This window comes from Rhodovulum tesquicola, assembly GCF_024128855.1.
GTDB classification, from domain to species: domain Bacteria; phylum Pseudomonadota; class Alphaproteobacteria; order Rhodobacterales; family Rhodobacteraceae; genus Rhodovulum; species Rhodovulum tesquicola.
On sequence record NZ_JAMYDV010000012.1, the window covers coordinates 1 to 14,416 of the forward strand.

The following is a 14,416-nucleotide window of genomic DNA, read 5'->3' on the forward strand; positions in this document are numbered from 1 at the left end:
CATGAGCCTTGAAACGCTCGCCCGCGTGACCGACAATCCCACCGTCAGGCTGCCAGCCGTGGCTTCCTGATCAAGCCCTGACCTCTCCGAGGGGCGGCGCTCCTACACCACGACGTGGGACACTATCTTCCTGGGCCACCGAAACGCACGGTTCAGTTGTCTGGAAACAGATCGACTGAACCGCTTCTCTTCATCCGTCCACAGCCGCTTCGTCTGCCGCATCACGCCATCACTACGGGCTCACTTCGGGGTGCCTGAGCCGCGGACCAAGAGCGCTTTGATCGGGCGGGTTCCCATGGCGCCCAAGACGGAAAAATGCACTCGCCGTGAAACCCCTCGGGGCAGGAAGCATCCTCGGGGCAAGGGGGTCGATCCTGGGTACGGAATCTCGGTCAGCGACGGGGCCTGATCTGTCATCGGCACCCCCGTCAGGCAGTCCCGACTGGAGGGGCTGCTCGGGATCGACCTTATCACCGTGTCAAACGACGCGTACAACTCAAAGCTGACTAACACGTTGCTGAAAAACCCTGCCTTCGACGTCGGATGCAGGACGTGACTCACCGTCATGGGCAGGACGAGGGGATCTCTGGATGCGCGGGACGGACGAGACGAGCGGGTCGCTCTTCAGCTATGTCGACCTTGAGGAGCGCATTCCCGCGCGTCACCCGCTGCGCAAGATCCGGCGGGTCGTCAATGATGCCTTGGACTTGGTCAGCATGGACGCCGAGTTCGCCCGGCTCTACGCCGCCGACGGCCGCCCCTCGATCGCGCCCGAGCGGCTGCTGCGCGCCAGCCTGATCCAGATCCTGTTCTCGATCCCCGATGCGGGCGGCACCTACTGGTTGCCGCGGCAGGTGGGGTTTTCGCGCGCGATGGGGGCGGCGCTGTTCGCCGAGCCCGTGCCCGCGCGCCAGGCCGCCGATTGGGGCATGATCTGGGAGGCGGTGCCCGAAGCGGGGTTCGAGGCCCATTGGCGGACCCGCGCGGCGCAATTGGCCAGGGGACCGACGGTGGCCTATGCCAAGCTGAAGGCGGCGATCCGCGCCTCCTATGCCAACGACCTGGAGGCGCAGCTTCAGGGCGCTTGCGGGGCGACGCGGGATTTCAAGGAGGGCGTTCTGGCCTTCCTGGAAAAGCGGCCGCCCCGGTTCGAGGGACGCTGAGACAGGCGCAGGCAATCGGGACAGATGCGCCCCCTCAGCGCCCGGTTCGCGCCTTGGGGATCACGAAATGACCCTGCGCGTGCTATGCAATCCCTGAAATTTTAGCCGATCCCACGACTTGCGTCCCGTCGGGGCGCGGGTCCGCGTCGCGTGCCGCAAGGTGGTGCGGCCGGGCCGTTCGATCAAATCGGCTGCGTTTTCCCCGCGGAGAAAATCCTATCTTAGGGCTTCGTTAATTCGCATTCCATACACACCTTTGCATTCGAAAGGGGGTTGCATGTCCTCAGAACTGATCGGCGATCTTTCCGGCGTGGACCTGGCCCGCGCGGACGAGATTGCCCCGCGCCTGTCCGCCGGGATCGTTGCGGGCGGCGATTATCACATCGACACCTCGGACTGGACCCATTGCGATCTGACGGGGATCGCCACGCTGCTTTCGGCGCTGGCGACCGCCACGCAGCGCGGTGCGGCGCTGGCCGTCACGATGCCCTCGGGCGGGCTTGTCGCGCAACGGATGCAGGCCTGCGGGATCGACCCGGACCGGCATCTGCAGATGGAAGGGGGCCGCGCCAACGGCCTTGCCCCCAAACGAACCAAGGAAGCTGATGCATGACCAAGACCGTCCTTATCGTCGACGACTCGCCCTCTGTCCGGCAGATGGTGCGCAAGACGCTCGCGGGCGCGGGCTATCAGGTGATCGAGGCCGACGATGGCGAACAGGCTTTGGCCGAGCTTGACCGGGCGCGGCCCGACGCGATCCTGACCGACCAGAACATGCCGCGGATGGATGGGCTGAGCTTCATCCGCAGCTACCGCACCCGCCCGGCGTCGCGCGGGGTGCCCATCGTTTTCCTGTCGACCGAAACCCGCGACGACCTGCGCCAGGAGGCCAAGGCCGCGGGTGCGTTGGGCTGGATGACCAAGCCCTTCGATCAGGCGCAACTCCTGACCGTGGTGAAACGGATGGTGGGGGCATGACCGGGGACGAGGATGCCGATGCGGTCTTTCTGGCCGAGGCGGCGGATCTGCAGGCCGCCATCGAACGCAACCTGCTGAACCTTGACGATGCACCGGATGACCGTGGCCTGATCGACGCGCTGTTTCGCGACCTGCACACGCTCAAGGGGTCGGGCGCGATGTTCGGCCATGCCGAGCTGGCGCATTTCCTGCACGGATTCGAAACCGCCTTCGAGGCATTGCGCGCGCCGGGCGGCCGGGCGGGCGCGGCGCTGATCCGCGTCGCGCTGACCGCCTGCGACCAGATCGGCGCGCTGCTGGCCGATCCGGTCGCGGCAAGCCCCGGCAACGGGCCGATCCTGGAGGCGCTGGCCGCCGCGCTGGGCGGGCAGGACGCCGCCGGATCGCCCTCGGGCGAGGGGTGGCGCATCGTCTTCGGCCTGGGTCCCGATGCGCTGGGGCTGGGGCTGAACCTGCCCGCGCTTCTTGAGGAATTGCAGGCACTTGCGCCGGGCCGGGTGCAGGTGGACTGCGATCTGTCCGAATTGCCGCCGCTTGATGCGCTGAACCCTCAGGCGCCGCCGATCCGCTGGACCGTGCTGATCGGGGCGCCGGTTGCGCGCGAGGCGGTCGACGAGGTGTTCCTATTCCTTCAGGACCAGTTGCGCCTGAGCATCGAACCGCTTGGGGACGCACCGGCGCCAGTGGCCGAGGAGGCACCCGACACCGCCCGCGCCACCCCCGAAAAGCGGGCCGCCGGGCCGGGCGATCACGCCACGATGCGCGTGGCGACCCAGCGGCTGGACGAGATCATGGACCGCGTGGGCGAACTGGTGATCGCGGAATCGCGGCTGCACGACCTGTCGCAATCGCTGCGCGATCCCACGCTGATGGCGGTTGCCGAGGATATCCGCCGCCTTGCCTCGGGCATGCGCGAAACCACGATGTCGATCCGCATGGTGCCGATCGGGAACCTGTTCGGCCGTTTTCGTCGGCTGGTGCATGACCTGTCCCAGCAACTGGGCAAGCCCATCGAGTTCGTCTCGACCGGCGGCGAGACCGAGCTGGACAAGACCGTGATCGAGGTGCTGACCGATCCGCTGGTGCATATCCTGCGCAACGCCGCCGATCACGGGCTGGAAACGGCCGAGGACCGCGTCGCGGCAGGCAAGCCGCGCATGGGCACGGTCTCGCTGACCGCGACCCATGCCGGGGCCGAGGTGCATATCCGCATCCATGACGACGGGCGCGGGCTGAACGACGAGCGGCTGCGCGCCCGCGCCATCGAGCGCGAGTTGCTGCCGCCGGGCTCGACCGTCGCTGGCCCCGATCTTTACCGGCTGATCTTCGAGCCGGGCTTCTCGACCGCGGCCACCGTGACCGAGCTTTCGGGCCGGGGCGTGGGCATGGACGTGGTGCGCAGCGCGATCCAGGGGCTGCGCGGGCAGATCGACGTGGACAGCGAGCCCGGCCATGGCACCACCGTCACGCTGCGCCTGCCGCTGACGCTGGCCATTGCCGACGGGCTGCTGGTCGAGGTGGGGGGAGAGCGCTATTCGATCCCGGTTTCGGCGGTCGAGGAATGCGTGGAACTGCCGCCCGACTTGCTTGCCAGCGAAGGCCGTTCGAACTTCCTCGATATTCGCGGCGAACTGGTGCCCTTCCTGCGGCTGGCCGATGTGTTCCAGGCGCCCGGGCCACGGTCGCAGTTCCAGAAGGTGGTGATCGTTTCCGGCACCAATGGCCGGGTGGGTCTGGTGGTGGACCGGATCGTGTCGAACGCCCAGACCGTCATCAAGCAGCTTTCGCGCGTCCATGCCGGGCTCAAGGCGTTTTCAGGCGCGACGATCCTGGGCGACGGCAAGGTCGCGCTGATCCTCGATATCGGGCACCTGATCTCGTTGGGCCGGAGGCTCGAGGATCGGGTGCGCATTCTGGAAGGAGCCGCCTGATGCAGGTCGTGACCCTGACCCTGTCGGGCGAAACGCTGGCCGTTCCGACCCGCATGCTGCACGAGATCCTCGAACCCGTTCCGGTGACCCGGGTGCCGCGTGCCGGGCGTTTCGCCTCGGGGCTGATCAATGTGCGCGGCGCGGTGATCCCGCTGACCGATCTGCGTGTCGCGCTTGGCATGGCTCAGGCGGCGCAGGATGAGCATACCCGGATCTTGGTGCTGGACGTGCCCGTGGCGGGCGAGGCGACCACGGTCGCGGTGATCGCCGACCGGGTGCTCGACGTGACCGAGATCGACGATGCCGCCATGGGCGACATCCCCGAGGTGGGCATGAAATGGCCGCCCGAATTCCTGTCCGGCATCGCCCGCACCGATGCCGGTTTCGTCATCCTGCCGGATCTCGAGCGGATCTATGCCGCTTCGCTCGCCAATTCCACCGGCACCCCCCAGTTCGAGAAGGACCTCTGAAAATGCGCCTCACGATCAAAATCAAACTCGCCGCCGCCTTCGCGGTGCTCGTCGCGATGTCGGCGGTGGGGGTCGGCCTGCTGCTGGTGGACCTGTCGAACCTGAACGGCCGCCTGAGCGGACTGGTCGACAACGAGGCCAAGCGTGTCGAACTGACCCAGACGATCACCGCCGAACAATTGCGCGTGCAGCGCAACGTGCGGGAATACCTGCTGTCGGAGGATGCCGCGGTGGAGCAGGAGATCCTGACGGCTCTGACCAATGGCCGCGATTCCCATGGCCGATATGTCGACGAGATTCGCACGCTGGCAACCGCCGAGGGGCGCGCCGATGTTGACGCCTATCTGGGCCTTTACGGCACGATGAGCAGCATTTCGGGACGCGCGCTGGAGCTGGATGCCGCTGGCCAGACGCAGGAGGCCTACCGGCTTCTGGCCGGAGAGGGGCAGCAGACCTGGCGGCAGATGGAGTCGATCCTGGACGGCATGTTGCAGCGCAACCTCTCGATGATGGACGAGGCCGTCGCGGCGGCGCGGGGCGAATACGAGAACGCCCGCATGCTGGCGCTGACACTTCTGGCCGTGGCGACGATTCTAGGCACCGGCATCGCGACCTGGATCCTGATCTCGATCAGCCGCGGGCTGAACCGTGCCAATGTGCTGGCCCGCGCGGTGGCCGATGGCGACCTGACCCAGACCGCCGAGGCGCGCGGCAATGACGAGATCACCGATCTGCTGAGCGCGCTGAACCGGATGGCGGAAAAACTGCGCTCGGTCGTGACCGAGGTGAACGGCGCCGCGCGCAATGTCTCGTCGGGGGCCGAACAGATGGCCTCGACCTCGGAAGAACTGAGCCAGGGCGCGACCGAACAGGCATCCTCGACCGAAGAGGCCTCGGCCTCGATGGAGCAGATGGCCGCCAATATCGAGAAGAACGCCGAGAACGCCAACGAGACCGAGAAGACCGCGCGCAAGGCAGCCGGCGATGCCCGCGAGAGCGGCGCGGCGGTCCGCCAGGCGGTCGAGGCGATGCAGACCATCGCCGAAAAGATCATGGTGGTGCAGGAGATCGCCCGCCAGACCGACCTGCTGGCGCTGAACGCCGCGGTCGAGGCCGCGCGGGCGGGCGAACATGGCCGCGGCTTCGCGGTCGTGGCCTCCGAGGTTCGCAAGCTGGCCGAACGCAGCCAGAGTGCCGCGGGCGAGATCTCGTCGCTCTCGGCCAGCACGGTCAAGTCGGCCGAGATGGCGGGCGAGATGCTGTCCAGCCTCGTGCCCGATATCGAGCGGACCTCGCAGCTAGTCACAGAGATCTCGCGCTCGAACCAGGAACAGGCAACCGGCGCGAGCCAAGTGAACATGGCAATCCAGCAACTCGACAAGGTCGCGCAGGAGAACACCTCGGCCTCCGAGGAGCTTTCGGCCACGGCCGAGGAATTGGCCAGCCAGGCCGAACAGCTGCAATCCGCGATCGGCTATTTCCGGGTGACCGATGCCAAGGCACCGGCCCGCGTCGCCGCACCCGCCCGCAAGGCGCCCGCGAAGAAGGCGCAGCCGATGGGTTTCGATTTCGATCTGGGCAAGGATGGCGACGAGCTGGACGCGCAGTTCATGCGCGACTGGAAGAAAGAGAGCGCCGCATGACCGGGATCGGCCAGGTCGTGACCCTGGGCGTCGGGGAGGAACGCTTCGCCGTCCCCGTCGGCCGGGTGCAGGAAATCCTCGACCGGCGGCGGATCACGCGCATCCCCAACGCGCCCGCGCATGTCATGGGCGTGATCGACGTGCGCGGCGCGGGCGTTTCGGTCGTGGATCTGCGCGCGGTCCTGGGCCTGCCGCGCGCGGAAGATGACGACGCGACGCGCATCGTCGTGCTCTGGATCGAGACCGGCGAGCGGCGCGCGCAGGTCGCGCTGCGCACCGACCGGGTGTTCGAGGTCGCGGCCTTCGACAATGACCGCGTTGAGCCGGTGCCCGAGGCGGACCTTCTGCACTGGGATCACCGTCTGGTCCGGGGCATCGGTCGGCGCGACGGCGAATTCGTCACGCTGCTGGATCTTGAGCGGCTGTTTCTGGCCTACCCGGCCGCGGCGCCCGGCAGTCCGGCCGCGGCCTGAGCCGAAGGAGGTCCGCCATGGCCGCGACGATGAACGCCGAAAGCCCGGCCCCGCAAGCTGCCGCCCTGCGCCCGCAGGCTGCGGCCGGAGGCGATGCGTTCGGACGGTTCGCGGCCTATGTCGAGGCCGAGATCGGCGTCCGCCTGCCGCCGAGCAAGCGGATGATGGTGGCCGGGCGGTTGCGCCGGCGGATGGCCGAGTTGGGCTTTGCCACGCTTGACGACTATATCCGGCACCTGTTCCGCGATGGCGCGCTTGACGCCGAGCGCACCGAGATCTTCGACGCGGTGACCACGAACAAGACCGATTTCTTCCGCGAACCCACGCATTTCCGGCATCTTTCGGACAGCGCGCTGCCCGAGGCCATCACGCGGCGCCGCGGCACGCGCCAGCCGGTCAAGCTGTGGTCGGCGGCGGCCTCGACCGGGGCCGAGGCCTGGACGATGGCGATCTGTGCGGCCGAACATGCGCGCGCAACCGGCCCGTTCGACTGGGCGATCCTGGCCACCGACATCAATACACGGGTGCTCCGCGACGCCCGCCGCGCGGTCTATCCCGATCCGATGCTGGCCCCGGTGCCCCCCGATCTGCGGGAGCGGTGGGTGATGCGCGGCCGCGAGGGGCAGAGCGGGCAGTCGCGCATCGTGCCCGAACTGCGTCGGCGCGTCCGTTTCGCGCAACTCAACCTGCTCGATGCGGGCTATCCGCTCGAGCGCGACATCGACATCGTCTTCCTGCGCAACGTGCTGATCTATTTCTCCTCCGAGGAACAGGCCCGCATCGTCGGGCGTGTGGCGGGCCATCTGGCACCCGGTGGCATCCTGTATCTTGGCCATTCCGAGTCGATGATCGGTCAAGGCGCGGCGCTGGCCCAGATCGCACCGGCAACTTTCAAAAGGGTGGACTGACATGACCGGCACGGCCCCGAAAGACCCCGTTCGCGTGCTCGTCATCGACGACAGTGCCTCGATCCGGATCGCCTTCAAGAAGCTGATCGCCGAGGATCCGGGGCTGGAGATGATCGGGGCCGCGGCCGATCCGTTCCAGGCCGCCGAGATGATGCGCGAGCGGCTGCCGGACGTGCTGCTGCTGGATTTGCAGATGCCGCGGATGGACGGGCTGACCTTCCTGAAGAAGATCATGTCCCAGCGTCCGATGCCGGTCGTCGTGATCTCCTCCTTCACCGAGGCGGGCTCGCGCGCCTCGCTCAGGGCGCTGGAACTGGGCGCGGCCGAGGTTCTGGCCAAGCCGCGCATCGCCACGGCCGAGGACCGGCGTGAGGCCGCGATCCGTCTATGCGACGCGATCCATGCCGCCTATCAGTCGGGCAGGGGCGCTTCCGGACGCGGGACCAGGCGGAACGTGGCGCGACTGCGTGCGCTCGCCCCCGGAGAGCGGTTCAGCGCCGATGTGATCCTGCCGCCCATGGCCGCGCGTCCGGGTGCAGGCCCGCCGATGATCGCCATCGGTGCCTCGACGGGCGGCACCGAAGCGGTGCGCGAGATCCTCGAAAGCCTGCCGGTCGGATTGCCGCCGATCGCGGTGGTCCAGCACATGCCCGAGCATTTCACCCGCGCCTTCGCGGAGCGGTTGAACGCGCTGTGCGCCATTGCGGTCAAGGAAGCCGAGGATGGCGATGTGCTGGTGCCGGGCCAGGCGGTGATCGCGCCCGGCGACCGTCACCTGGTGTTGCGCCGGGACGGCAGGACCTACCGGACCGAGCTGCGCGCCGGACCCTGCGTGTCGCGCCACCGCCCGTCGGTCGATGTGCTGTTCCGCTCGGTCGCGCAGGCGGCGGGGCAGGGCGGGCTGGGCGTGTTGCTGACGGGCATGGGCGATGATGGCGCGGCGGGGATGGGCGAGATGCGCGCGGCGGGCGCTTGGACCATCGCCCAGGACGAGGCGTCCTGCGTGGTTTATGGCATGCCGCGGGCCGCCGAGGAACTGGGTGCCGTCTGCCAGACCCTGCCGCTGGACCGGATCGCCCGCGAGATTATTGCCCGCAGCGGTCGCGACGATCGCAAGGCGGCGTCGTGACCGCCGCGCTGCCCCACCCGATGCGTCCCACGGCCCGTCCGCCCGAGGCCGCGGCGCTGGACAGCCTGCGGGCCGGGCTTGAGCGCGTATTCCTTGACGCGGGCGAGACGCTGATCGCGATGGAGGCCCGCTTCGCCGAGCTGCGCGGCCCGCTTGCCGAACTGGTCGACCGCGCGCCTTGCGTGATCGAGGCGGCGGATGGCTATGCGCGCCAGCTTGCCCGGTCGGTGGGCACCCTTGACGACGATCTGGGCCGATGCAACGGCGATCTGGACACGCTGCGCCGACAGGTCGATGCGTTGAGCGCAACGGTGGCCACGGTTGCGCGCAGCGTCCGAATGATGCAGTTCGTGACGACCAATGCCCGGATCCAGGTCTTTGCGCTGCGCCCGCGCCACGCAAAGCTGGAAAGCTTTGCCGACAATGCGCGCGCGCTGCTCGACCATTCGCTGGCGACCCTGGCCGATGTGCAGGCGATCACCGTCGAACTGTCGTCCCATCTGCGCAATCTGGCGCGGCGCCGGTTGCCGGGCCTGCGTGCCGAGGTGGCGGCGTTGCGGCCGGGATTCGAGGCGCTTTGCGGGGCGGTGGCAGGCTTTCGCGAGGACCGCCGGAACGAGAGCGCATTCGGACGGCCGCTGGCCGCGCTTCTGGACCGGCTTCAGGCCGCGTTCGACGGGGTGATCGTCAGCCTTCAGACCGGGGATCGGGCCAGCCAGCGGATCGACCATGCCGGGCAGATCCACGAACGGGCTGCGTCCGATCCCGATGCGGGCTGGTTGGTCGGTCTTGCCGATGCGCAGCTTGCCGGCGCCTTTGGCGATCTGCGCGACGAGACCGCGACGATCACCGCGACGCTGGCGGCCAGTGTCGGACGGTTCGACGAGATCGCGGGTAACGGCGGCACCGGATCTGTGGAGGGACGGCTGCGCGCCTTCGCGGATTTGCGCTCCGCAGTGGAGCGCGCGCGCCTTGCCGTCGAGGCCATTCGCAGCCGCCGCGAGGGGGTTCTTGCATCCGCCGAATCAGTGACGGGCAACATAGCCGATCTGAGGCGGGTGCTGGCGGATGTCTCCTCGCTGGCAGAGGATTTGCGGCTTGTGGGCACGAATGCGGTCCTGGCCTGCGCCGAACTTGGCGGCGAAGGTGCGGCTCTGCGGGAGATCGCTGGCCAGTTGCGTCTGCTGGCCTCGGATTCTGCGGCGCAGTTGCGCGAGATGCGGGATGCGCTGAGCGACAGCGACGCGCGGATCTCGGACCTGATCGGGGAGCTTCAGGGCAGGACCGCCCGGACCATTGCCGGGATCGAAGGCGCGGGCGCGGCGGTGGCCAGCGACCTGGACCGGGTCTGTCAGGCCGGACGCATCGTGACCGATGGAATCGCGGCCCTTGCCTCGTCGCTGCATGCCACGGTGCCCGAAACCTGCGAGGCGATGCAGGCGCAGGTGGCGTGCCTTGCCGATCTTGCCGCATCGCCCGGTGCGGCCGCGCTACCCTCTGCGGGTGCGGATCCCGACGCGGAGCTTGTCCCGTTCTGGCTGCTCTATTCCATGGAGTCCGAGCGCGAGATCCACCGCGATTTCTGCCGCGGGCTCGGGCTTGCCGAGCCCGGCGAGGTCGGCGTCGGTCCGCCCGAGGAGCTTGATATCTTCTTCTGACGGCGCGGCCGGTTCAGCGGTCCTCGACGTGGACGTAATCGCGCCGGGTCGGGCCGGTATAAAGCTGGCGGGGACGGCCGATCCGCGTGTTCGGGTCGGCGATCATCTCCTTCCACTGCGAGATCCAGCCCACCGTGCGGCTGACCGCGAAGATCTGGGCAGTCCTCTGGCCCAGGATCACCGCCCTGCACTGGTCCGGTCCCTGAACCAAACCGCCGCCAGCCTGATCCGATCGCCCACACCCTGTCCGCGGGCCGACCTCGCATGTCAGATCGTCGCTCCAGATATCCACCAAGGCACCACATCGCCGCCCGCGCACCCGCTGGAGGCGAAGGCCGCCACGATCAGCCGGATGCCAACCGCCAGGATGCTGCAGAACCGCGCCGACGCCAGGCCCAGGCGACAAAACCAGGGCGCCCATGAATAACGTGGGGTTAACCCATCATTAACCACGATTGCGGTATTAATGATGCGTTTTGGCATGAGGCCTCGGTCCCGTGCATACGGCTTTCCGGTCAGATGCCTGCTGATGCCGTACATGCACCTCGGGCGCAAATGCATCGAACATCCACAACCTGTCATGGAAACAGTTTCTCATGATGCGTTCGAAGCAGGATAACGATGCCCTTCTCCAGGGCAGATCGCGGAAGCGGGATGGTCAAATGTCGGCGGCGATTGGATCTCGTCGGAGCGGACGTCACCTGCGAGGCGACCGGTCGGTGGATGAGCTCCTCGCTCTGCACGCTGCGGGAGTCGGCTCATGGATATGGGACCTGCAGCATTGCGACCTGTGGCTGGATCCCGGTTTCCGGGCGCTATTGGGGCGGGATTCGTCCGTGGGAAAGGAGTTCTTTCTGCCGGAAATCTGCAAAGCGGAAGACCTGACGCTGAGTGATATTGCGATCAGCCGCATCCAGACGGGTCGCGCGGAGACGCTCGATATCGATCTTCGGCTGAAAACGGCTTCCGGCGGAACCCGGCACATCCGTATGGTTGGAGGAATTGCTGCCCGAAACGAAGAGTGCGTGCCGATCCGACTTACGGGAATCGCGCTGCCCATCCGGTCCGAACCGGAAGGCCGTGCGTTCTCGAGACGTGCCGAGGCCCTGTTGCGCCATGCCGGAATGCTGGCCGGTCTTGGATGCTGGGAGTTGGTTCCCGAGACGGGCGAAATGTACTGGTCCGATGAAACCTGTCGAATTCACGGTGTGCCTCCGGACTACCGCCCGACCCTTGAGGATGGGATTAAGTTCTATGCGCCTCACGTGCGGGACACTATTGCCCAGGCAGTCTCCGCCGGTCTCCAGACAGGAACCCCATGGGATCTCGAACTGCCACTCGATCGCGCTGACGGGGCGCGCATCTACGTCCGGGCGATCGGAGAGCCCGTCCGCGAAGCCGGGCGCACAGTGCGGATCCTCGGTGCGTTTCAGGATATCACGGAACGAAAGGAGACCGAACGACGGCTTGAGGAGACCGCTGCGGAGGCCCGTGCGGCCCGAGATCGTCTTAACACTCTTGCCGACTCCGCCCCCGGGGCGCTCTTCGAACACCATGAAAACCTCGATGGAACGGTCACCCTTCCCTATTTCAGTGCCAAGCTGCCTGATCTCCTTGGCGTTGCCGGTCGCGATATACATGAGGATGGGGCCGCAGCCGCGCGCAACATCGTGCCAGAAGACATGGGCACCCTGGCCAAGGCCATGGAAAGGTCCCGCCGGGACGGATCGCCGCTCCAGGTCACATATCGCCTGCAGCACCCTGAGAAGGGAGTGCGTTGGATGGCGCTCTACTCGATCCCGTTCCGGAACGAAGATTGTTCGGTGACATGGTCGGGGAACGTCTTCGACGTCACGGAAGCCACCGAGGTGGGGCTGAAGGCACAGCATGCATCGGAAGAGCTTTGCGTGACACTCGAGCGCCTTCGCACGGTGGTGGAGAACGTTCCGGGTGCAATCTTTGAGCATCGCGGCTCGGCGGGGGGCAAACTGGAGTATGCTTTCTTCAGCGGCAAGTTCGGGGATATCCTGGGCGTCGACGAGGACGAGATCCGTCGCGATGGCTGGGCGGTCCTCCGAAACATCGCTCCAGCAGACAGAAGCCGGGTTCGTCGTGCAATCGAAGAGGCGGAGCGGAGTGCTTCACCTCGGCGGTTCCGCTACCGTGTGCACCATCCGGAGTATGGCCGACGCTGGATTGATTCCTGGGCAAACCCGGTGCGCAAGGCGGATGGATCGATATCCTGGTTTGGCAAGATTACCGATATTACCGACCAGATCGAGGCGGAGGAAATAGCCCGCAGATCCGCCGAGGAGACCAGGCGGACCCATGACCATTTGCGGGTGATTGCCAATGTCGCGCCTGTCGGCCTGTTCGAGGTGTCCCGGGACGATTCAGGCCGAGTGAGATTCCCTTATCTTTCGGAGCGGTTCCTGGAGATGACTGGCATTGAGGCAGGAGAGCTCGCGCGGGACCCGGATTGCATTCCAGGGCGTTTGCGCCGCGAGGATAGAGCCGCGCTCGCAGCCTCCATTGATGGTCGGGCCGGGAGCGAGGGTGCCTGGAGGCACAGGGTCCGTTACGATCGACCGGGGACGGGCCATGTCTGGTTCGAGGTGGCTGCCGTGGCGCGGGCGGAAGCCGAGCGAAAGGTTGTCTGGGTTGGTGTCTGCATGGATGTCAGCGATACGGTTCGCCGCGAAGTCGAGATGACCGCGGCACGCGAAACCGCCGAAAAGATGGAGGCGGAGAATCGCAGACTTGCCTTCCTCGATCCGCTCACCGGCCTGCCGAACCGCCGCGGCCATGACGAGCACCTTGCTGCGGCGATCCGGGCTCTTGGTACCTCGGAAACACTGACCGTGATCGAGATTGACATAGACCGCTTCAAGCCACTCAACGACGCCTTTGGGCACCGCGGTGGAGACCTGGTGCTTCAAGCCATCGCGGGCATCCTTAACTCCTCGGTGCGCGAGTCCGATTTTGCGGCTCGCATCGGTGGCGACGAGTTCTCACTGATCTTGGCGCCTGGAACAAGCGCAGAAGATGCACTTAGGATTGCAGAAAGGATCCAATCACGGTTGGCAACCCCGATCATGTTCGAAGGGCGGCAGATCAATGTCAGCGCGAGCCTCGGCATCGCCTCGATCGAGGCGACCGATCTCGATCGAGAGGACGTTTTGAGGTATGCCGATGCCGCGCTTTACCGGGCAAAATCCGAGGGACGGAATCGGATAGAGGTTTTCTCCGGCGCAACCATGCATACCCTTCGGGAATCGCATCGCCTCGAACTGGAGTTCGAAGAAGCGCTTCGTTTGGAATCTTTTGAACCTTGGTTCCAACCGCAGCTTTCGGCAGATAGAAGGCGGATCGTCGGGCTGGAAGTTCTGGCCCGTTGGGATCATCCGGTACGAGGCACCCTCACACCGGATGTCTTCCTCCCCCTCGCGGAGAAGCGTGGCGTTGTCTCGGAAATCGACCGGATCATGATGCGCAAGACCGCGCCCATCCTGGGGGCGTGGAAGAGGGCTGGGGTAGACATTCCGAAGGTTGGGTTCAACGTGTGTTCCGCGCGAATGCACGATCCCGAGGTAGTCAGCTGCGCTCGAGAAATCGTCGCCTCTGGAACGAGTGTGGCCTTCGAACTCCTGGAGTCGATCCTGGTGGAAGAGGAGAGTGATGTCTTTTCGCGGCACCTGCAGCTTCTCCGGGATGCGGGCGTGTCGATCGAGATCGACGATTTCGGTTCGAGTCACACATCGATCGTCGGACTTCTGACAATTGCGCCCTCGGTCCTGAAGATCGACCGGCGAATCGTGGCCCCCATCGTGGAGGATCCGAGGTCGCGCGATGTTGTGCGAACCATTGTCGACCTCGCCCGAAGCCTCGGTATGGAAACGATAGCGGAAGGCGTGGAGACGATCCACCATGCGCGGATCCTTCAGGAGGTCGGATGCAACGGCCTGCAGGGGTTCCTTTTTTCGAGGCCTCTTCCAGCCTGCGCCGTCCCGGACCTGCTGGAAAAGGTCATCAGCGGAAGCTAGAGTTGAAGAAAGTGGCGTTC

12 protein-coding genes and 1 pseudogene are annotated in these 14,416 nt (G+C 66.4%); 11 read left to right on the forward strand and 2 right to left on the reverse strand.

Annotated elements, in window-relative coordinates:
- Nucleotides 1-590 precede the first annotated feature (590 nt).
- From NHN26_RS17735 to NHN26_RS11485, 10 genes are all read left to right on the forward strand, one after another.
- Nucleotides 591-1,163 (forward strand): enoyl-CoA hydratase-related protein, encoded by a 573-nt coding sequence (locus NHN26_RS17735; protein ID WP_132694204.1) that lies wholly within the window; start codon nucleotides 591-593, stop codon nucleotides 1,161-1,163.
- Between the two features lie 277 nt (nucleotides 1,164-1,440).
- On the forward strand, nucleotides 1,441-1,776 hold the full coding sequence (locus NHN26_RS11445; protein WP_132694203.1) for an STAS domain-containing protein: 336 nt from the start codon (nucleotides 1,441-1,443) through the stop codon (nucleotides 1,774-1,776).
- A complete protein-coding gene (locus tag NHN26_RS11450; protein WP_132694202.1) occupies nucleotides 1,773-2,141 on the forward strand; it encodes a response regulator in 369 nt (122 codons plus the stop codon). Before NHN26_RS11445 ends, NHN26_RS11450 begins: the two co-directional genes overlap by 4 nt.
- Nucleotides 2,138-4,072 (forward strand): chemotaxis protein CheA, encoded by a 1,935-nt coding sequence (locus tag NHN26_RS11455; RefSeq protein ID WP_132694201.1) that lies wholly within the window; start codon nucleotides 2,138-2,140, stop codon nucleotides 4,070-4,072. The genes NHN26_RS11450 and NHN26_RS11455 overlap by 4 nt, the downstream gene beginning before the upstream one ends.
- Nucleotides 4,072-4,542: a chemotaxis protein CheW gene (locus NHN26_RS11460; RefSeq protein WP_132694200.1), complete on the forward strand. Its 471-nt coding sequence runs from the start codon at nucleotides 4,072-4,074 to the stop codon at nucleotides 4,540-4,542. The genes NHN26_RS11455 and NHN26_RS11460 overlap by 1 nt, the downstream gene beginning before the upstream one ends.
- A gap of 2 nt (nucleotides 4,543-4,544) precedes the next feature.
- Nucleotides 4,545-6,185: a methyl-accepting chemotaxis protein gene (locus NHN26_RS11465; RefSeq protein ID WP_132694199.1), complete on the forward strand. Its 1,641-nt coding sequence runs from the start codon at nucleotides 4,545-4,547 to the stop codon at nucleotides 6,183-6,185.
- On the forward strand, nucleotides 6,182-6,658 hold the full coding sequence (locus NHN26_RS11470; protein ID WP_132694198.1) for a chemotaxis protein CheW: 477 nt from the start codon (nucleotides 6,182-6,184) through the stop codon (nucleotides 6,656-6,658). Before NHN26_RS11465 ends, NHN26_RS11470 begins: the two co-directional genes overlap by 4 nt.
- A 17-nt stretch (nucleotides 6,659-6,675) precedes the next feature.
- Nucleotides 6,676-7,566 carry a CheR family methyltransferase gene (locus NHN26_RS11475; protein WP_243641995.1) on the forward strand — a complete coding sequence of 297 codons (891 nt, stop codon included), beginning with the start codon at nucleotides 6,676-6,678 and terminating at the stop codon, nucleotides 7,564-7,566.
- Nucleotide 7,567: 1 nt separating this feature from the next.
- On the forward strand, nucleotides 7,568-8,695 hold the full coding sequence (locus NHN26_RS11480; RefSeq protein WP_132694197.1) for a protein-glutamate methylesterase/protein-glutamine glutaminase: 1,128 nt from the start codon (nucleotides 7,568-7,570) through the stop codon (nucleotides 8,693-8,695).
- On the forward strand, nucleotides 8,692-10,353 hold the full coding sequence (locus NHN26_RS11485; protein ID WP_253089603.1) for a methyl-accepting chemotaxis protein: 1,662 nt from the start codon (nucleotides 8,692-8,694) through the stop codon (nucleotides 10,351-10,353). Before NHN26_RS11480 ends, NHN26_RS11485 begins: the two co-directional genes overlap by 4 nt.
- A gap of 13 nt (nucleotides 10,354-10,366) precedes the next feature.
- Here NHN26_RS11485 and gltA read toward each other — a convergent pair.
- Nucleotides 10,367-10,507 (reverse strand): annotated as a pseudogene (gene gltA, locus NHN26_RS11490) (citrate (Si)-synthase); the annotation flags it as partial.
- 113 nt (nucleotides 10,508-10,620) lie between these two features.
- On the reverse strand, nucleotides 10,621-10,836 hold the full coding sequence (locus NHN26_RS11495) for a hypothetical protein (protein ID WP_253089604.1): 216 nt from the start codon (nucleotides 10,834-10,836) through the stop codon (nucleotides 10,621-10,623).
- 236 nt (nucleotides 10,837-11,072) lie between these two features.
- On the opposite strand from NHN26_RS11495, the gene NHN26_RS11500 reads away from it, so the two are divergent.
- Nucleotides 11,073-14,396 carry a sensor domain-containing protein gene (locus NHN26_RS11500; RefSeq protein ID WP_253089605.1) on the forward strand — a complete coding sequence of 1,108 codons (3,324 nt, stop codon included), beginning with the start codon at nucleotides 11,073-11,075 and terminating at the stop codon, nucleotides 14,394-14,396.
- Nucleotides 14,397-14,416: the final 20 nt, after the last annotated feature.